General features: G+C 71.5%; 18 protein-coding genes. 8 read left to right on the forward strand and 10 right to left on the reverse strand.

The annotated features are described in order from the left end of the window. The first annotated feature begins 16 nt into the window (after nucleotides 1–16). A complete protein-coding gene (locus AB5J50_RS18830) occupies nucleotides 17–175 on the forward strand; it encodes a hypothetical protein (protein ID WP_369259530.1) in 159 nt (52 codons plus the stop codon). 37 nt (nucleotides 176–212) lie between these two features. On the opposite strand, the gene AB5J50_RS18835 is transcribed toward AB5J50_RS18830, so the two are convergent. The 3 genes from AB5J50_RS18835 to AB5J50_RS18845 are packed head-to-tail and all read right to left on the reverse strand — an operon-like array spanning nucleotide 213 to nucleotide 3,345. Beyond that, nucleotides 213–1,046: a sugar phosphate isomerase/epimerase family protein gene (locus tag AB5J50_RS18835; protein WP_369259532.1), complete on the reverse strand. Its 834-nt coding sequence runs from the start codon at nucleotides 1,044–1,046 to the stop codon at nucleotides 213–215. Next, complete coding sequence (locus AB5J50_RS18840; protein WP_327428873.1) at nucleotides 1,043–2,197, reverse strand: dihydrodipicolinate synthase family protein; 1,155 nt, start codon at nucleotides 2,195–2,197, stop codon at nucleotides 1,043–1,045. The genes AB5J50_RS18835 and AB5J50_RS18840 overlap by 4 nt, the downstream gene beginning before the upstream one ends. Further along, the gene (locus tag AB5J50_RS18845) at nucleotides 2,194–3,345 is read right to left on the reverse strand and encodes a Gfo/Idh/MocA family protein (protein ID WP_369259534.1); all 1,152 of its coding nucleotides are present in this window, start codon (nucleotides 3,343–3,345) and stop codon (nucleotides 2,194–2,196) included. Before AB5J50_RS18845 ends, AB5J50_RS18840 begins: the two co-directional genes overlap by 4 nt. Nucleotides 3,346–3,646: 301 nt before the next feature. Between AB5J50_RS18845 and AB5J50_RS18850 the strand changes: the two genes are divergently transcribed. The 3 genes from AB5J50_RS18850 to AB5J50_RS18860 all read left to right on the forward strand — a co-directional run bounded on the left by AB5J50_RS18850 (nucleotide 3,647) and on the right by AB5J50_RS18860 (nucleotide 6,688). After that, nucleotides 3,647–4,696: a LacI family DNA-binding transcriptional regulator gene (locus AB5J50_RS18850; RefSeq protein WP_327435030.1), complete on the forward strand. Its 1,050-nt coding sequence runs from the start codon at nucleotides 3,647–3,649 to the stop codon at nucleotides 4,694–4,696. Between the two features lie 375 nt (nucleotides 4,697–5,071). Further along, a complete protein-coding gene (locus AB5J50_RS18855; RefSeq protein WP_369259536.1) occupies nucleotides 5,072–5,671 on the forward strand; it encodes a dihydrofolate reductase family protein in 600 nt (199 codons plus the stop codon). Between the two features lie 84 nt (nucleotides 5,672–5,755). Further along, on the forward strand, nucleotides 5,756–6,688 hold the full coding sequence (locus tag AB5J50_RS18860; protein WP_369259538.1) for a GNAT family N-acetyltransferase: 933 nt from the start codon (nucleotides 5,756–5,758) through the stop codon (nucleotides 6,686–6,688). Nucleotides 6,689–6,723: 35 nt separating this feature from the next. On the opposite strand, the gene AB5J50_RS18865 is transcribed toward AB5J50_RS18860, so the two are convergent. Continuing rightward, the gene (locus AB5J50_RS18865) at nucleotides 6,724–7,083 is read right to left on the reverse strand and encodes a hypothetical protein (protein ID WP_369259540.1); all 360 of its coding nucleotides are present in this window, start codon (nucleotides 7,081–7,083) and stop codon (nucleotides 6,724–6,726) included. 86 nt (nucleotides 7,084–7,169) lie between these two features. Here AB5J50_RS18865 and AB5J50_RS18870 point away from each other — a divergent pair, with 86 nt between their 5' ends. Beyond that, nucleotides 7,170–7,970 carry a sugar phosphate isomerase/epimerase family protein gene (locus AB5J50_RS18870; protein ID WP_369259542.1) on the forward strand — a complete coding sequence of 267 codons (801 nt, stop codon included), beginning with the start codon at nucleotides 7,170–7,172 and terminating at the stop codon, nucleotides 7,968–7,970. Nucleotides 7,971–8,153: 183 nt separating this feature from the next. After that, nucleotides 8,154–9,071 carry an MHYT domain-containing protein gene (locus AB5J50_RS18875; RefSeq protein WP_369259544.1) on the forward strand — a complete coding sequence of 306 codons (918 nt, stop codon included), beginning with the start codon at nucleotides 8,154–8,156 and terminating at the stop codon, nucleotides 9,069–9,071. Between the two features lie 3 nt (nucleotides 9,072–9,074). Here the strand turns inward: AB5J50_RS18875 and AB5J50_RS18880 are convergent, their stop codons facing one another. Further along, nucleotides 9,075–9,725: an RBBP9/YdeN family alpha/beta hydrolase gene (locus AB5J50_RS18880; protein ID WP_369259546.1), complete on the reverse strand. Its 651-nt coding sequence runs from the start codon at nucleotides 9,723–9,725 to the stop codon at nucleotides 9,075–9,077. 50 nt (nucleotides 9,726–9,775) lie between these two features. Here AB5J50_RS18880 and AB5J50_RS18885 point away from each other — a divergent pair, with 50 nt between their 5' ends. Then, nucleotides 9,776–10,711: a LysR family transcriptional regulator gene (locus tag AB5J50_RS18885; protein ID WP_369259548.1), complete on the forward strand. Its 936-nt coding sequence runs from the start codon at nucleotides 9,776–9,778 to the stop codon at nucleotides 10,709–10,711. A 1,109-nt stretch (nucleotides 10,712–11,820) separates the two neighbouring features. On the opposite strand, the gene AB5J50_RS18890 is transcribed toward AB5J50_RS18885, so the two are convergent. The 5 genes from AB5J50_RS18890 to AB5J50_RS18910 all read right to left on the reverse strand — a co-directional run bounded on the left by AB5J50_RS18890 (nucleotide 11,821) and on the right by AB5J50_RS18910 (nucleotide 15,843). After that, nucleotides 11,821–12,462 (reverse strand): GNAT family N-acetyltransferase, encoded by a 642-nt coding sequence (locus AB5J50_RS18890; protein ID WP_369259550.1) that lies wholly within the window; start codon nucleotides 12,460–12,462, stop codon nucleotides 11,821–11,823. A 95-nt stretch (nucleotides 12,463–12,557) separates the two neighbouring features. Then, nucleotides 12,558–13,079, reverse strand: a complete 522-nt coding sequence (locus AB5J50_RS18895) for an SMI1/KNR4 family protein (protein ID WP_369259552.1) — start codon at nucleotides 13,077–13,079, stop codon at nucleotides 12,558–12,560. Continuing rightward, complete coding sequence (locus tag AB5J50_RS18900) at nucleotides 13,076–13,603, reverse strand: AAA family ATPase (RefSeq protein ID WP_369259554.1); 528 nt, start codon at nucleotides 13,601–13,603, stop codon at nucleotides 13,076–13,078. Before AB5J50_RS18900 ends, AB5J50_RS18895 begins: the two co-directional genes overlap by 4 nt. 67 nt (nucleotides 13,604–13,670) lie before the next feature. Then, nucleotides 13,671–14,927: a 3-phosphoshikimate 1-carboxyvinyltransferase gene (gene aroA, locus AB5J50_RS18905; RefSeq protein ID WP_369259556.1), complete on the reverse strand. Its 1,257-nt coding sequence runs from the start codon at nucleotides 14,925–14,927 to the stop codon at nucleotides 13,671–13,673. A gap of 4 nt (nucleotides 14,928–14,931) precedes the next feature. Continuing rightward, a complete protein-coding gene (locus AB5J50_RS18910) occupies nucleotides 14,932–15,843 on the reverse strand; it encodes an EamA family transporter (protein ID WP_369259558.1) in 912 nt (303 codons plus the stop codon). Between the two features lie 149 nt (nucleotides 15,844–15,992). Between AB5J50_RS18910 and AB5J50_RS18915 the strand changes: the two genes are divergently transcribed. After that, entirely contained in the window at nucleotides 15,993–16,910 is a 918-nt protein-coding gene (locus AB5J50_RS18915; RefSeq protein WP_327428887.1) for a LysR family transcriptional regulator, read from the forward strand. Nucleotides 16,911–17,152 lie beyond the last annotated feature (242 nt).

Here is a 17,152-nt window from a genome sequence, read left to right on the forward strand (position 1 = left end):
ACGTAGCGTTTCCGGCATGAGCGAAGGCAATGGCGAAGGCATCGGCGAAGACTCCGGTACGACCCTTGAGGCCGACGTCCTCCAGGAACTCGGCGACGACAAGGTCGAGGAGATCCTGATTCCGGTACTGCTGACGGTCCTGACGAAGCGGGCGGCACGCGGCACCCGGAAGTGAGTGCGCCGCCCGCGACGTGTTCGTGCCACCCACGGACTTACTGGATCACGTGTTCCACGAACCGTGCCGCCGTCTCCGCCAGCACCTCGCGCCCGTCCCGCGCCCACAACGCGTCGTTGAACAGCTCGACCTCGATGGGACCGGTGTAGCCGGCCGCCTCGACGTACGCCTTCCACTCGCGCATGTCGATCGAGCCGTCGCCGATCTGGCCGCGGCCGTTGAGGACGCCCTCGGGCAACGGGGTGGTCCAGTCGGCGAGTTGGAAGGTGTGGATACGGCCGGTGGCGCCCGCGCGGGCGATCTGGGCGGGGGCCGTGTCGTCCCACCAGATGTGGTACGTGTCCACCGTGACGCCGACCTGGTGCGCGGGGAAGCGTTCCGCGAGGTCCAGGGCCTGGGTCAGGGTCGACACCACGCAGCGGTCGGCGGCGTACATGGGGTGGAGCGGTTCGATGGCCAGCTTGACCCCCCGCTCCTCCGCGTACGGGCCCAGCTCTCCGAGCGCGTCGGCGATCCGCTCCCGGGCGCCGTGCAGGTCCTTCGAACCGGTGGGCAGGCCGCCGGAGACCAGGACCAGCGTGTCCGTGCCGAGCGTGGCCGCCTCGTCGATCGCCAGGCGGTTGTCGGCGAGGGCCGCCGCCCGCTCGGCCGGGTCGATGGCCGTGAGGAAGCCGCCCCGGCACAACGTTGTCACCGTCAGACCCGCGTCGCGGACCAGCTTGGCCGTCGCCTCGACGCCGTACGACTGGACGGGCTCGCGCCAGAGGCCCACGCCGGGAACGCCCAACTCCAGGCAGATGTCGACCAGTTCGGGCATCGACAGCTGCTTGACCGTCATCTGGTTGATGCTGAAACGCGCGAGAGAGGTCACTGGTTCACTCCGTACAGCGACAGCAGGTTCTTCATGCGGGACTCGGCGAGCTCCGGGTGCGGGAACAGGCCCAGGGTGTCGGCCAGTTCGTAGGCGCGCGCGAAGTGCGGGAGCGAGCGCGCCGACTGGAGGCCGCCGACCATGGTGAAGTGCTCCTGGTGGCCGGCCAGCCAGGCCAGGAAGACCACGCCCGTCTTGTAGAAGCGGGTGGGCGGCTGGAAGAGGTGGCGGGACAACTCGACGGTGGGGTCGAGGAGTTCGCGGAAGCCCTTCACATCGCCGGTGTCCAGGACGCGTACCGCCTGCGCCGCCAGCGGGCCCAGCGGGTCGAAGATGCCGAGCAGCGCGTGGCTGAAGCCCTGTTCGTCGCCCGCGATCAGCTCGGGGTAGTTGAAGTCGTCGCCCGTGTAGCAGCGGACGCCGACGGGGAGGCGGCGGCGGAGGTCGACCTCGCGCTGGGCGTCCAGCAGCGAGACCTTGATGCCGTCGACCTTGTCGGGGTGCGCGGCGATGACCTCCAGGAACACCTCTGTCGCCGCGTCCAGGTCGGACGAGCCCCAGTAGCCCTCAAGGGCCGGGTCGAACATCGGGCCCAGCCAGTGCAGGATCACGGGGTCGGACGACTGGCGCAGGAGGTGGCCGTAGACGTCGAGGTAGTCCTCGGGGCCGGACGCGGCCGCCGTCAGCGCCCGCGAGGCCATCAGGATCGCCTGGGCGCCCGACTCCTCGACGAGGGCGAGCTGCTCCTCGTACGCGGCCCGGACCTCCGCCAGGGACGCCGGACCCGTGAGCTGGTCCGTGCCGACGCCGCACGCGATGCGGCCGCCGACCGCCTTGGCCTCGGCGGCCGAGCGGCGGATCAGCTCCGCCGCGCCCGCCCAGTCCAGGCCCATCCCGCGCTGTGCGGTGTCCATCGCCTCGGCGACGCCGAGCCCGTGGGACCACAGGTGGCGGCGGAAGGCGAGGGTCGCGTCCCAGTCGACGGCGGCGGGCGAGTCCGGCGAGACGTCCGCGTACGGGTCGGCGACGACGTGCGCGGCCGAGAAGACCGTACGGGAGGTGAAGGGGGCTCCGGTGGTGAGGGCGAGGGGGGTGGCGCGTGGCTCGTACGCCCTCAACCGTCCATCACCAGCCGGCAGTTGGATGGTCACAGGGAGATCTCCGGTACGTCGAGACGGCGGCCCTCCGCCGAGGACTTCAGGCCCAGTTCGGCGAGCTGGACGCCGCGGGCGCCGGCCAGGAGGTCCCAGTGGTAGGGCGCGTCGGCGTAGACGTGCCGCAGGAACAGCTCCCACTGGGCCTTGAAGCCGTTGTCGAACTCGGCGTTGTCGGGGATCTCCTGCCACTGGTCGCGGAAGGAGTAGGTGGCAGGGATGTCGGGGTTCCAGACCGGCTTGGGTGTCGAACTGCGGTGCTGGACACGGCAGTTGCGCAGCCCGGCCACCGCCGAGCCCTCCGTGCCGTCCACCTGGAACTCGACCAGTTCGTCGCGGTTGACGCGCACGGCCCAGGAGGAGTTGATCTGGGCGATGGCGCCGCCCTCCAGCTCGAAGATGCCGTACGCGGCGTCGTCGGCCGTGGCGTCGTAGGGCTTGTCCTGCTCGTCCCAGCGCTGCGGGATGTGGGTGGCGGTGAGCGCCTGGACGGTGGTGACCCGGCCGAACAGCTCGTGCAGGACGTACTCCCAGTGCGGGAACATGTCGACGACGATGCCGCCGCCGTCCTCGGCGCGGTAGTTCCAGGAGGGGCGCTGGGCCTGCTGCCAGTCGCCCTCGAAGACCCAGTAGCCGAACTCCCCGCGGATGGACAGGATCCGCCCGAAGAAGCCGCCGTCGATGAGCCGCTTGAGCTTCAGCAGCCCCGGCAGGAAGAGCTTGTCCTGGACGACGCCGTGCTTGATCCCGGCGGCGTGCGCGAGGCGGGCCAGCTCCAGGGCGCCGTCGAGGCCGGTCGCGGTCGGCTTCTCGGTGTAGATGTGCTTGCCCGCGGCGATGGCCTTCTTGAGCGCCTCCTCGCGGGCGGAAGTGACCTGCGCGTCGAAGTAAATATCGATCGTCGGGTCGGCGAGGACCTCGTCCACGTCCGTGGACCAGTACTCCAGGCCGTGCTGCTCGGCGAGCGCCTTCAGGGCGTGCTCACGGCGGCCGACGAGCACGGGTTCGGGCCACAGCACGGTGCCGTCGCCCAGGTCGAGGCCGCCCTGCTCACGCAGGGCGAGGATCGAGCGGACGAGGTGCTGGCGGTAGCCCATGCGCCCCGTCACGCCGTTCATGGCGATACGCACCGTCTTGCGTGTCACGTCATTCCCTTCGTACACGGGTTCCGCGCCGCGTACGCCCCACTGATGAACTGGTGAGCGTGACAGCAAGCGCTTTCTATCCAGAGAGAAGCTAGCCTCTCTGCAGCGGTCTGGACAAGACCGTGACGAGGACGAGTTGTTCGAGGGGGCGAACAACGGGGGCTGGTGGCCTTAAGGTCTGCACAGGCCGTGGCCAGGGGAAGCGGTATGCACGACTTACACCCCCGTGTTCGACGAGACACCACTCGGCTCGACGACGTACGAAGAGGTACGACGACATGCGCGACCGGAGGACTACGAGATGACGGTGACCCTGGCGGACGTGGCGGCCCGCGCCCAGGTCTCCCCCGCGACGGTGTCGCGGGTACTGAACGGGAACTATCCCGTGGCCGCTTCCACCCGTGAGCGGGTCCTGCGCGCGGTCGACGAGCTGGACTACGTGCTGAACGGACCGGCCAGCTCGCTGGCCGCGGCCACCTCCGACCTCGTCGGGATCCTCGTCAACGACATCGCCGACCCCTTCTTCGGGATCATGGCGGCCGCGATCCAGTCGGAGATCGGCGGCCCCGGGGGGCGCGCGGGCGGCGAGCGGCTCGGGGTCGTGTGCAACACCGGCGGCTCCCCGGAGCGCGAACTCACCTACCTCACGCTCCTTCAGCGCCAACGCGCCGCCGCGGTCGTCCTCACCGGCGGCGCCGTCGAGGACACCGCGCACGCCACTGCCGTCTCCGCGAAGCTGCGCAAGCTGGCCGAGGCCGGGACCAAGGTCGTCCTGTGCGGCCGGCCGCCCGCGCCCGAGGCCGCCGAGGCGATCGCGCTCACCTTCGACAACCGCGGGGGCGGCCAGCAGCTCACCGAGCATCTGATCGGGCTCGGACACCGGCGGCTCGGCTACATCGCGGGCCCGCAGGAGCGCACGACGACGCGCCACCGTCTCGAAGGCCACCGTGACGCGCTGGCCGCGCACGGCATCGAGGACGATCCGCGGTGGACGGTGTACGGCCGCTACGACCGCCGTTCCGGATACGAGGCGACCCTCGAACTCCTGCGCCGTGACCCGTCGTTGACGGCTGTCGTCGCCGCGAACGACACGGTGGCGCTCGGTGCGTGTGCCGCGCTGCGGGACTCCGGGCTGCGTATCCCGGACGACGTGTCCGTCGCGGGGTTCGACGATCTGCCGTTCAGCATCGATGCCGTGCCCGCGCTCACTACCGTGCGGCTTCCGCTGTCCGAGGCGGGGGCCCGGGCCGGGCGGATCGCCATGGGGCGGGAGGAGCCGCCGCCTGGGGGGATCGCTACGGTGCGGGGGGAGTTGATGGTGCGGGGGTCCTCCGGAGGGCCGCGGTTGTAAGCGGGCCGGTGGTTGATCGGGCATCCGGCGTTGATGCGGGGCTCGCTGGGGGCTCCGCCCCCAGACCCCCTAGGTGGTTCTTTGGCTGCGGGTGGGTGGGGGCTGGTCGCGCAGTTCCCCGCGCCCCTTAGAGGCACCCGGGGTGGGCCGGCGGTCTTTTAGGGGCGCGGGGAACTGCGCAATCTTTTGGACCAGACCCCACCCACCCGCACCCGACTCACAACCGAACGGGGTCTGGGGCGGAGCCCCAGGAACGGGATGGGACGGGTAGGGGCGGGGGGGGCGAATCTCGTGGGTGTGGGAGCGATGAGTTCCGGGCCGTGTGGTGGTCTTCATTGCCGTAATCACCTGAGCGAGACAAGAGGAGCACCTCACATGCGCATCGTGATCAGCGAGTTCATCAGCCTGGACGGCGTCGTACAGGCGCCCGGCGGCCCCGACGAGGACACCGAGGGCGGCTTCGCGCACGGCGGCTGGACGCACCAGTACTTCGACCCGGAGGTCGTGGGCGGCGCCTTCGCCGACGCACTGTCCAAGGCGGACGCCCTGCTGTTCGGACGCCGTACGTGGCAGACGATGGCGGCGGCCTGGCCCGAGCGGGCGGGCGACCCGTTCGCCGACCAGATGAACTCCTTCAAGAAGTACGTCGTGTCCGGCACCCTGGCCGAGGCCGACGTGACGGCCTGGAACAACACCACGCTCATCCCCGGCGCCGACGCCGTCGCCCGCGTCCGGGAGCTGCACGAGTCCGACGGCGGCGACCTGTCGATCATGGGCAGCCCCACCCTCGTACGCACCCTCCTGCACGAGGGTCTGGTCGACGAGCTCCGGCTCATGCGCATGCCGGTGATCCTCGGCGGCGGCAAGACGATCTTCCCCGAGGACGGCGTGAAGCGCCCGCTGGAACTGGTCTCCACGGTCACCAGCAAGACGGGGGTGGACGTGTGCGTCTACCGGGCGGGCGACGAGGGCTAGGCGGTGCGTGGGTGTCCGCTCTATCCTCGGAGCATCGGTATCTCTGACTGAGTCAGCCATAAATCCGGAATTCCGGGGGCGATCATGACGGTCCAGGACATCCGCTCCTTCAACCGCTTCTACACGAACGTCATCGGCGCACTCGACTACGGCCGTCACCTCTACGCGCCGTACACCCTCACCGAGTCACGCGTCCTGTACGAGCTCGCACACTCCCCGCGCACCGACGCGGTGGACCTGCGTACCGAACTCTCCCTGGACTCGGGGTACTTGAGCCGGATCCTCAACAAGTTCGAGCAGGACGGGCTGGTCGAACGGGCCCCGTCCGAGCAGGACCCGCGCCGCCGGCGGATCACGCTCACCGCGCGGGGCCGGGACGCCGCCGACCTGCTCGACGAGCGGGCCCGGGAAACCGTCGGGGCGCTGCTCGCCTCCGTGGCCCCGGACGACCGGCAGCGGCTCGCGGAGGCGATGCGCACGGTGCGGACGATCCTGGGCGACGACCGGGTCCCCCGCCACGAGGACGTCGTACTGCGCGAGCCGGGGCCCGGTGACCTCGGCTGGATCGTGCAGCGCAACGCCGCGCGGTACGCGGCCGAGTTCGGGTGGAACACCGACTACGAGGGCCTGGTGGCGAGGATCGTCGCCGACTTCGCCGAGGATCACGATCCGCACCTGGAGCGGGTGTGGATCGCCGAGCTCGACGGGCGGCCGGTGGGCTGCGTGATGTGCGTACGGGACGACGCGCCCGGCACCGCCCGGCTCCGGCTGCTCCTCGTCGAGCCGGACGCGCGCGGGCTGCGGATCGGGGACCGGCTCGTCGAGGCCGTCATCGGCTTCGCGCGCGGCGTCGGCTATCGCGAGCTCGTCCTGTGGACCAACGACGTCCTCGCCGCCGCCCGCCGCATCTACCAGCGCCACGGCTTCGTCCTCGTCTCCGAGAAACCGCACCGCTCCTTCGGCGTGGACCTCCTCGGCCAGGACTGGCGGCTGGACCTGCACGGCGCCTCCGAATGACCAGAGGTCCCGGCGGATCAAGAGACCCCGGCGGGCTACACCTCGTGGAGCAGCCAGAGCGACAGCGTCAGTACCCCCACACCTCGTACGGCGATCAACGCCAGGTTCAGCCGCCGCAGCCGCCCGCCGTCGCCGCCCAGCCACAGGGCCCGGCTCACCGCCAGCGACACGGCCACCGTGACGATCAGGGCAGTCGCGGGCGCCACCATGTACAGCTCGTTCCGCCCCCGCCACAGGAGACGGCACCACCACACCACGGACACGGCGCTGACCAGCGACTCGGCCACGGCGGCGATCCACCGTTCACGCGAACCGAGACCCCATCCCCGTTCCCACCCCTGCTCCCGCTCCTGCTCCCACACCCGTTTCCGGGCTCCCCCCAGGACATCTGCCATGCCGCGAAAGATAATGATTCCAAGCATCCGCCCACGAGCCGAACACAGCGTTTCTCAGGCAATCTTCACCCCGTAAGGTCCGCCCCATGAAGTTCGCCTTCTCCACGCTCGGCGTGCCCGGACTCCCGATCCCCGACGTCGTGCGCCTCGCCGCCGCGCACGGTTACCACGGCGTCGAACTGCGCGCCCACCCCGAGGAACCGGTGCACCCGGGCCTCGGTCCGGCCGAACGGGCCGACGTGGTCGCGGAGTTCAAGGCGGGCGGTATCGAGGTCCTGGGACTGGCCGGGTACGCGCGCGTCGCGGCGCCGGGCGACGACACACCCGTACTGGACGAGATCCGCGAGCTCCTCGGCCTGGCCCGGGATCTGGGCGCCCCCTTCATCCGCGTCTTCCCGGGCGGCGACCCCGGCCAGGGGCCCGGCGAGGCCGACGCGACGGCGGCCCGCCGCCTCGGCACGGCGGCGGAGTACGCCGCCGACCTGGGCGTACGGATCCTGCTGGAGACGCACGACTCGCACCGCACCGGCGCCGACGCGATCCGCGTCCTGGGCGCGGTCGGCCACCGCCAGGTGGGCTCGCTGTGGGACGTGATGCACACCTGGCTGGGCGGCGAGCAGCCGGCGGAGACGTATGCGGCGCTGTCCCCGTTCCTCGGATACGTCCAGGTCAAGGACATCGCCTCCGCCGAGGACACCACCCCGCTCCCGCTCGGCGCCGGCGTCCTCCCCCTCTCCGAGTGCGTCGAACTCCTCTCCCGCCGGGGCTGGGACGGCTGGCTGTGCTGGGAGTACGAGAAGCGGTGGTACGAGGCCGCGGCACCGCTGGCCGGGCTGCTCGGCCCGGGTCGCGAGCACCTCTCCCGCCTCCTGAACGACGCCGCCTGACTCCCCTGCGCCCATCGCTGGATTTCATCGACTGGATTTCACCGGATTTCCCCCACCTGTGCCCGAAATCCTGCCACCGCCATCACAGAGTTAACTCGAACACCGCGCGTAAAGGCTTGCTCACGCAACCTTGGCACGAGACCTTTCTCCTTCAAGTAGCCATGACTCGGGGGGAGTTGGCAGATGCAGGGCACAGTGGACGGATTCAGATACGGGGCCGTCACACCGGTGGCGGCCTACCTCATCGCCTGTCTGGGAAGCGCTCTGGGGCTGCGCTGCGTCGTCCGGTCCATGCGCAACGAGCTGTCGTGGAAGCCTGGCTGGCTGGCGCTGGGGGCGGCGTCGATCGGATGCGGGATCTGGACGATGCACTTCATCGCCATGGTCGGTTTCCGGGTCGAGGAGACCCGTATCCACTACGACGTCGGCCTGACGGTGCTGAGCCTCGCCGTCGCGATCCTCGTGGTCGGCGTCGGCGTCTTCGCCGTGGGATACCGGGGCGCCACCGGCGCCACACTGCTCACCGCGGGCATGGTCACCGGTCTCGGCGTCGCCGCCATGCACTACATGGGCATGTCGGCGCTCAAGCTGAACGGTTCCATCCAGTACGACCCGGTGACCGTCGCGCTCTCCGTGGTGATCGCGGTCGTCGCCGCGACCGCCGCGCTGTGGGCGGCCGTCTCGATCCGGGGCTTCCTGCCGGCCCTGGGAGCCAGTCTGGTCATGGGCGTCGCCGTGTCCGGCATGCACTACACCGGCATGGCTGCCGTCGACGTGCACCTCCACGGCAGCCCCGACGGATCGTTCACCGGCGACTCGCCCACCTCGCTGCTGCTCCCCATGCTCATCGGCCCGTTCATTTTCCTGGTCCTGGCCGGAGTGGTGGTGATGTTCGACCCCCTCCTGGTCCTGGGCGACGGGGACTGGAGCAGCCGGCCCACCCCGCGACAGCGCGCCACCGCCGACCGGGGGAAGCGCCCCGGACCGCACCCCAGCGCACAGTGGGTGGCGCACTCCGACTCGCTCCTCGGCCCTTCCACCAACCGCGTCCGGCACCCCCGCGACCGGCGCGAGACCGAAGCACACATCGAGGAATGGTGAGCCTCAGGCCGCCGGCCGAGCCGTGAGCTTCGCCGTCCCGTCCAGGCACCACTCCAGCACCGCGGGCCAGGATCCGTACCCCGCGTCCAGGTCGAGGTGAGCGGCCCCGGGGATGATCTCGGTCGGTACGCCCAGGGGGTCGCCGTAGACGGCGAGGGCACCCTCGGGGCAGTACGGGTCGTCGTCGCCCGCGACCAGGAGGGTGGGGCCGGGCGGCGTGAAGTCCAGCGGGGGCGGGGCGAACGCGGCGATCTCCGGGAGTCGTACGAGTACGGAGGCGGACGGCGGCGACACGAGCAGCACCCGGTCGACGTCGAGGCCCGGCACGCCCCGCGCGACGGCGTGCATCCACAGCACGGCGGACGCGCTGTGGGCGAGCACCACGCGCTCCGAGCCGGCACCCCGCAACCCGTCGAGGTGCCGGACCAGCTCCGTCAGCCACACCTCCAGGTCCGGGTCGTCCGGGTCCGGCAGCTGCGGATACGTGACGTGATGACCCAGCTCCGTCAGCCGGTCGGCGAGCCAGTGCTGCCAGTGGGCATCCGGGCGGTGGTTCTGCCAGCCGTGGAGGATCAGAAAGTTCTTGGTCACGTTGGTCGCCTTGGTCGTCTTGGCTGTCTTGGCTGTCTTGGCTGTCTTGGCTGTCTTGCTCATGGGGCGATGGTTTCCGATCACCGGGATTCCGGTCCAGTTAATCTTTCCGGGTGGAACCGATAAGCGAGACCTTCACTGTCGATCTGCGTCGCCTGACCGTCCTGCGCGAACTCCAGCGCCGGGGCACTCTGGCGAGGACGGCGGAGGCCCTGCACCTGACCCCCTCGGCGGTCTCCCAGCAGATCGCCGCGCTGGCCCGGGAGGCGGGCGTACCGCTGACGGAGCGGGACGGCAGGGGCGTACGGCTGACCGGGCAGGCACGGGTCCTGCTGGCGCACGCCGATCTGATCGCGGCCCAACTGGAGCGGGCGCGAGCCGACTTGGCGGCGTACGGGGCGGGCGGGCGCGGCTCGGTCACCATCGGCTGCTTCTCCAGCGGGATTCTGGGGCTGCTCCCGGGCGCGATGCGCGCGCTGTCCGCCCGGCTCCCCCATGTGCGCGTGGACGTCGTCGAGGCCGAGCCGCCGGACCTGTTCACCGCGCTCGACGCGGGCCAGGTCGATGTCGCCGTGGCCGTCGACTTCGCCGCCGCGCCGCCGCACACCGACCGGCGCTACACCCGTACCGACCTGTTCACTGACGTCCTGGACCTCGCCGTCCCGGCCGGCCACCGCCTCGCGGGCCGCGAACGGGTCGCCCTGCGGGACCTCGCCACCGACGCCTGGATCGTCGGCGACGCCCGCAGCTGCTGCGGTGCGGTCACCCGTTCCGTCTGCGCGGCGGCCGGTTTCACACCGGACATCCGGCACGCCGTCAACGACTGGGGAGCACTGGCCGCACTCGTCGAGGCGGACCAGGGAGTGGCCTTGATCCCACGGCTGGTGCGGCCGTTGTACGCCCACCGCCGTGTGACCCTGCTGCCCACGGAGGGGACATCGCCGTCGCGGAACGTGTTCGTGGCCGTACGGGCGGGGTCGGAGGGGGATCCGGTACTGACCGCCGTACGCGATCAACTGCGCTCCACGGCCGCCGACTTGATCGGCTGATTACGCGGGCCCACAGGGTCTTGCCGAACTCGCGCTCCCGGACCTCGTGGCCGGATCCGACAGAATCAGGGCGATGGTCTCGGACGCGTCGCCCGGCACTGCCCATGAGGCGAGCACCTGGACCGCCTTCCTCGGCGCTTCCAAGTAACCGTCGGGGCCGCCCGCTTCTTTGCCAGTGTCGTGCTTCCACGGCCCCGCATCAAGGGCGCTTCGCGTCGCCTTCGGCGATGACCCTCCGGGCCACCCTTGACCCGGACCGCTCCAGCACGGGTAAGAAGCGAGCGAACGGCCCGGAAAAGCGGGGGTCCCAGGTAGGCCGACGGTACGGGCCGGTTACGACATCGACCGGGGTTTGCGGACGCGGTCGCGCCTCGGGGGCACGCCGGGTCGGCTCAGCGGCCATCGGTGAGTGGGCGGGGCGCGGTCGCGCCTCGGGGGCACGCCGGGTCGGCGCCAGCGGCCGTCGGTGAGTGGGCGGGGCGCGGTCGCGCCCTCGGGGCACGCCAGGTCGGCGCCAGCGTCCGTCGCCCGGTGGGCGGCCCAAAGAGCACACCCACGCGCCCTCGCTGATTACACGCGATCGGTGATTGGCAGATCTGTTCCACGCAGGGCCCGTTCCACCCGCTCTCTTCCTGTGTCCCGCTGGCACAAATCTGCCAATCACCCCCTCCTGCGCCCCCGGCCCTCGCCAACCCCTCCCACCGGCCGCTCGCCGCTGAACGCGCCCGGCGTGCCCCCGCCGCCGGACGCGCCACCCCACTCACCGCTCGCCGCCAAGCCCACCTGGCGGATGCGCACCCCAACACCCCACCGGCCTCACGCCGCTAAACCGGCCCGGCGTGCCGGCGAGGCGCGACCGCGCCCCACCAACCCCGGGCCACGACTCACCCCCGGCCGCCGGAAACCCACCCGGGGACCCCTCACCCCCGGCCGCCCGCTCGCTTCTCCCCCGTGCTGGAGCGGGCCGAGTCAAGGGTGGAGCGAAGCGGAATCGGCGCAGCCGACGCGTAGCGCAGCGGAGCGCCCTTTACTCGGCCCGCGGAAGCACGACACTGCCAAGAAGCGGGCGGCCCCAACAGCACCGCTCAGGAAGCCCGCGCCCCCACGCCCTACTCCGGCCCGCCGCGCGCCCCCACGCGCCTCGCCACCCGCTCCTCCAGCTTCTTCCGCCGTTCCGGCCACTCCTCCGCCGTAATCGAATAGATCGCGGAGTCACGGAGGCGGTCGTCCTCGCCCGGTGCCCAGGAGCGGGACCAGTTGCGCAGGACGCCCTCGAAACGTGCACCCACACTCGCGATCGCCGCACGCGAACGGGCGTTGCGGGCGTCGGTCTTCAGGTCCACCCGGGCGACACCCCACTCCTCGAAGGCGTGGCGGAAGAGCAGGAGTTTGGCCTCGGCGTTGATGCCCGTTCCCTGGGCGGAGGACGCGAGCCAGGTGAAGCCGACCTCGATGGCGTCGAGTTGATCGTCCGTCCGCCAGGAGCGCGGCTCCCAGAAGGACGTGGCGCCGATCGCTCGTCCCGAGGCAACGGACACCTGGGCGTACGGTGCGAGCTTGCCGGTCGCGGCGCGGGCGAGCTGCGCGTCGATGTACTGCCCGACCTCGTCCGCCCGTGGCACCCAGGTGAACTCGTACGAGCCCCGCTCTTCCTCCGCCGCGGCGGCCAGGTCGGCGGCATGGCTTGGGTCCAGCGGCTCAAGTCGTACGAGCGCGCCTTCCAGGACCGGTCCCTCAAGCTTGAAAGTCACGGCTCGAAGTGTTCCGTACGCACCCGGGGCCGTCGAACGAAATTCCCGGCGCCGGAAGTCGGCACGGCACCGACCTCAACCGAACTCAACCAAACTCAGCGGCACCACCCGAGCACGAGTTCCTCGAAGCCCGGGAACTCCCGTCCCGCCGCCAGGACGAGATCCGCCGGAGGCTTCCGCGCTCCGGGCGCGTACCGCTCGGCGATGGCCACCAGCTCCGGGTCGGGTGACGCGCTCTGCCCGGGGCAGTCCACCGCCTCCAGGGGGCCGACCCCGCCGGCCAGCACCCACAGGTATCCCGCCAGATCGCTCGCCACCACGCCGAGGCTGCCCTCGGAACCGAAGAACACGACCGGCTGGTCGACGAGTTCACGCTCAGGCCGGACCAGCCAGAAGGCCACGTAGCCGCCGGATCCGTCCTGCCCGAACACCCGGAACGCGTCCCCCTCCAGCTCGGCGTTGCCGGTCCACGCCCGCAGCCAGCGGGTGGTGTCCTCGGCGGTGAGGAAGTCGCCGTGCGGCTCGTAGTCGATGCCGTTGCCGTCCTCGTAATCGAACACGACCCCGCTGACGGCGGCGAGCGCGGGCGGGAAGCGGCGGGCGTCGGTGGGGTTCATGGTCTCTCCAGCTCCAGCTCGGTGAGGACGAGTTCGGCGACGCGAGAGGGCGGAATGGTGGTGGTGTCGATCGTGGTCGCCTCCCGGCGGAGCCAGGGCAGGGCGCGGTCGTAGTCGGCGAGGTGGTCGAGGCGCCACTGCCTGGCGCCGGCGCTCTCGGGGTCGGTGTCGGTCTCGATGCGGTGCACGAGGGTGTCGTGGTCCGTGTGGAGGAGGTAGTGGCGTATGGGGATGCCCGCCTCCGTCAGACCCGTGCGGATCTCGCGCCAGTACTCCTCGTTGAGGACGGTCTGCGTGACGACCAGCGTGCCGCCCACGTAGTCCAGTACCTGGCGCGCGGTCTCCACCACCAGCCCGCGCCAGGGCGGGAGGTCCTGGAAGTCCCGCGGCTTCCCCAGGACGTGCCAGAGCATGTACCCCACCTGCTCGGCGTCGAAGAGCCTGGACTCCGGGAGGCGGGCGGTGAGTTCCTTCGCGGTGGTGGTCTTGCCCGCGCCGAAGGTGCCGTTCAGCCAGAGGATCATGGCGTGCGACCTTACCGTCGGACGACCCGTCCGTCCCGCGTCGGAGCCAACCCGCCCTCACCCGCCCTCACCCACGCGGCAGTTCCGCACCCACCGTCGCGAACGCCTCGTGGAAACCGGGAAACGTCTTCCGTACGCACCCGGGGTCGTCGAACGAGATCCCCGGCACCCGCAGTCCGGTCACCGCGAAGGACATGACGATGCGGTGGTCGCCGTACGTCTTGATCTCCGCGCCCACGGGAGCCGTGCCCACGGGAGCCGCGCCCGGGTGGATCTCGATCCAGTCGGGGCCGGTCTCCACTCGGACACCGAGCCGCCGGAGGTTCTCCGCGCAGGCGTCCAGGCGGTCGCACTCCTTCACTCGCGTGTTGGCGACGTCCTCGATGCGGACGGGGCCGGAGGCGAAGGGTGCGATGGCGGCGAGCGTGGGCATGGTGTCGGAGATGTCCCGCATGTTGACCGTGAGGCCGCGCAGTTCGCCGGTGCCCGTGACCGTCGTACGGTCGCTGCCCACGTCGACGCGCGCGCCCATCCGCCGCAGTACGTCCACGAAGCCCAAGTCCCCTTGCAGGGCGCCCGATCCGAGCCCCTGGACCGTCACTTCGCCGCCCGTCAGGGCCGCCGCCGCGAAGAAGTAGCTCGCGGTGGAGGCGTCGGGCTCGACGGCGTACGTGGTGGCGCGGTAGCCGCCGGGCGGGACCACGAACGCATCCCCCTCGCGCCGCACCTCCGCCCCGAACGCCCGCATCATCGCCATCGTGATCTCGACGTAGGGCACGGACACCAGGTCCGTCACCGTGATCCGCAGGCCCTTGCGGGTCAGCGGGCCCAGGAGGAGCAGAGCCGTCAGGTACTGGGACGACTGGCCGGCGTCGAGCACCACCTTCCCGCCGTCGACGCCCGCCGCCGCGATCGTCAGCGGGTGGTGGCCCTCCGCCTCCTCGTGCCGCACGTCCACGCCCAGGTCGCGCAGCGCCCGGGTGAGCGGGAGCAGCGGGCGGCGGCGCATCTGCGCGGAGGCGTCGAAGCGGTAGGTGCCGTGTCCGGCGGCGGCCAGGGTGGGGAGGAAGCGGGCCGTGGTCGCGCCGTCGCGGCAGTACACGTCGGCCTCCGGGGCGGCGGGGCCCTGCGGGCGGCCGTCGACGTGCCAGGCGTCCGGGGTCCGTCCGACCCGGTAGCCGAGCCGGGTCAGGCCCTCCGCGAAGCCCTCGGTGTCGTCCGAGCGGAGCGGGCGTACGAGGGTGGTGACCCCGTCGGCCGCCGCCGCCAGGAAGAGGGCGCGGGCGGTGATGGACTTGGAACCTGGGATGTCGACTGCGGCCATGCCCTCATGCTGGCTCGCCGACCTGCTCCCGTGCTGGCGCGTCCGCCACGTGGACCCTCCGCGGTCCCGGTACCAGGGACGTCAGCGCCACCCCTCCCACCAGCAGCGCCGTGGCCGCCCACCGCAGCGGGCTCACCGACTCCCCCAGGAACAGCGCCGCGGACGACATGCCGAACACCGGGACCAGGAGGGAGAAGGGGGCCACCGTGGACGCCGGGTGCCGGTGCAGCAGCCATCCCCACGCCCCGAAGCCGAAGACCGTGGTGATCCAGGCGACGTAGACCACGACGCCCGCGCCCTGCCAGTCCAGACCGCGCAGGGCCGCCCAGTCCCGGGACGGGCCCTCCGTCAGGAGCGACAGGCCGAGGAGCGGCAGTACGGGGACGGTGCTGACCCACACCATGAAGTTCAGCGAGTCCGGCGGGGACGCCTTGCGGGTGAGGACGTTGGACAGACCCCAGCAGGCCGCGGCGGCGATCACCAGGGCGAAGGCGCCGAGCGGACCGGCCGTGCCCTCGTCGACGGCGGCCAGGCCCACCCCGCACAGGGCCACACCCATGCCCGACAGCCGTACGCGGGTGGGGCGTTCGCCGAGGACCACGAACGCGATCAGGGCCGTGAAGACCGCCTGGATCTGGAGGACGAGGGAGGACAGCCCGGCCGGCATGCCCGCGTCCATGCCGATGAACAGCAGGCCGAACTTGGCGACCCCGAGCACCAGCCCCACCGCCACGATCCACTTCCACGCCACCTTCGGGCGGCCCACGAAGAAGACCGCGGGCAGGGCGGCGACGAGGAAGCGCAGGGCCGAGAAGAGGAGGGGCGGGAAGTGGCCGAGGCCGACCTCGATGACGGTGAAGTTCACGCCCCAGACGGCGGCGACGAGGACGGCGAGGCAGATGTGGGCGGGTCGCATGGGTCGAGGATCACTCCCCGGGACCGTGAAGCACCAGCGATGATTGCTGCAAGGATGGATGAAGCATTACTAATGAAAGCCACTGAGCCGGCCGCCTCACCAGCCAGCCGGCCGGCCTGTGAGCCGATGAATGATGAATGGGGCGGACCATGCTCGATCTGCAACGTCTGCGTGCCCTGCACGCCGTCTCCGTGCACGGCACGGTCGGCGCCGCCGCGGCCGCGCTCGGGTACACGCCGTCCGCCGTTTCCCAGCAGATCGCGAAGCTGGAGCGGGAGACCAGGACCGTACTCCTCGAACGGCAGGGGCGCGGCGTGCGGCTCACCGAGCAGGCCGAGCAACTCGCCGCCACCGCACAGGAGTTGCTGGCCATCGTGGAGCGCGCCGAGACCGAGCTGGAGGAGCGGCGCGGGCTGCCCGCCGGGCGGCTGACCGTGGCCGCGTTCGCCTCGGCGGCGCGGGGGCTGCTGCCCGGGGTGCTCGCGGATCTCGCGCGGCGGCATCCGGGGCTGGACACCCGCCTCACGGAGGTCGATCCGCACCTCTCCGTCGACCTGGTCGCCAAGGGGGCGGTGGACGTGGCCGTCGCGCACGACTGGGACATCGCGCCGCTGCCGGCCCCTCCGGGCGTGGAGCAGGCGGTGATCGGGGACGACCTGTGCGATCTGCTGGTCCCGGCGGGGCATCCCTTCGCCGGGCGGGAGTCCGTGCGGCGGGAGGATCTGGGGGGCGAGCGGTGGATCTGCCAGCCGCCGGGGCGGGTGTGCCACGACTGGCTCGTCCGGACGCTGCGGGCCGCCGGCTGCGAGCCGGACATCGTGCACCAGGCGGACGAGAACCCGACCCTGGTCGCGCTCGTGGCGGCCGGGCTGGGGGTCGCGCTGATCCCTCGCCTCGGCCGCGGGCCCCTTCCCGACGGTGTGGTGGAGGTGCCGCTCGACCCGATGCCCGTACGACGGCTGTACGCGCTGTGGCGCACGGGGGCGGCTCGGCGGCCGGCGATCGCGGAGACGGTCCGCACGCTCCAGTCCCACTGGCCGTCGGTGTCGGCCCACCGCGCCGCCTGACGCCCCGCCGACAAGCCCCAACGCCCCCGCCCGACACCCTCGCCCCAACTTCCGTAGTTCCCCGGAATCCCGGGAACCCGGACCCCCTCCCCTTCGTCCAATCCGCATGCTGCCGGAGAGTCTCCGCAGTGCGGTGTCGGCCTCGCTGCTGGCTGCGAACGCTGACCACCCTCTCCGCCGCCTGCGGCCGGCAGCACGCCGTCACCGGCGCGCCCCCCTCCAACTGCGCCGGTGGCGGCCCC

The sequence above is a fragment of the Streptomyces sp. R35 genome (assembly GCF_041053035.1).
In the GTDB taxonomy this organism is placed as follows: Bacteria; Actinomycetota; Actinomycetes; order Streptomycetales; family Streptomycetaceae; genus Streptomyces; species Streptomyces lutosisoli.

What these genes read in the sequence shown, in the direction of transcription:
- AB5J50_RS18910 (WP_369259558.1), bottom strand. Translation starts at nt 15,843, where the DNA reads ATGCGACCCGCCCACATCTGCCTCGCCGTCCTCGTCGCCGCCGTCTGG.
- AB5J50_RS18855 (WP_369259536.1), top strand. Translation starts at nt 5,072, where the DNA reads ATGCGCATCGTGATCAGCGAGTTCATCAGCCTGGACGGCGTCGTACAG.
- AB5J50_RS18830 (WP_369259530.1), top strand. Translation starts at nt 17, where the DNA reads ATGAGCGAAGGCAATGGCGAAGGCATCGGCGAAGACTCCGGTACGACC.
- AB5J50_RS18870 (WP_369259542.1), top strand. Translation starts at nt 7,170, where the DNA reads ATGAAGTTCGCCTTCTCCACGCTCGGCGTGCCCGGACTCCCGATCCCC.
- aroA (WP_369259556.1), bottom strand. Translation starts at nt 14,927, where the DNA reads ATGGCCGCAGTCGACATCCCAGGTTCCAAGTCCATCACCGCCCGCGCC.
- AB5J50_RS18895 (WP_369259552.1), bottom strand. Translation starts at nt 13,079, where the DNA reads ATGAACCCCACCGACGCCCGCCGCTTCCCGCCCGCGCTCGCCGCCGTC.
- AB5J50_RS18865 (WP_369259540.1), bottom strand. Translation starts at nt 7,083, where the DNA reads ATGGCAGATGTCCTGGGGGGAGCCCGGAAACGGGTGTGGGAGCAGGAG.
- AB5J50_RS18860 (WP_369259538.1), top strand. Translation starts at nt 5,756, where the DNA reads ATGACGGTCCAGGACATCCGCTCCTTCAACCGCTTCTACACGAACGTC.
- AB5J50_RS18875 (WP_369259544.1), top strand. Translation starts at nt 8,154, where the DNA reads ATGCAGGGCACAGTGGACGGATTCAGATACGGGGCCGTCACACCGGTG.
- AB5J50_RS18850 (WP_327435030.1), top strand. Translation starts at nt 3,647, where the DNA reads ATGACGGTGACCCTGGCGGACGTGGCGGCCCGCGCCCAGGTCTCCCCC.
- AB5J50_RS18900 (WP_369259554.1), bottom strand. Translation starts at nt 13,603, where the DNA reads ATGATCCTCTGGCTGAACGGCACCTTCGGCGCGGGCAAGACCACCACC.
- AB5J50_RS18880 (WP_369259546.1), bottom strand. Translation starts at nt 9,725, where the DNA reads ATGAGCAAGACAGCCAAGACAGCCAAGACAGCCAAGACAGCCAAGACG.
- AB5J50_RS18915 (WP_327428887.1), top strand. Translation starts at nt 15,993, where the DNA reads ATGCTCGATCTGCAACGTCTGCGTGCCCTGCACGCCGTCTCCGTGCAC.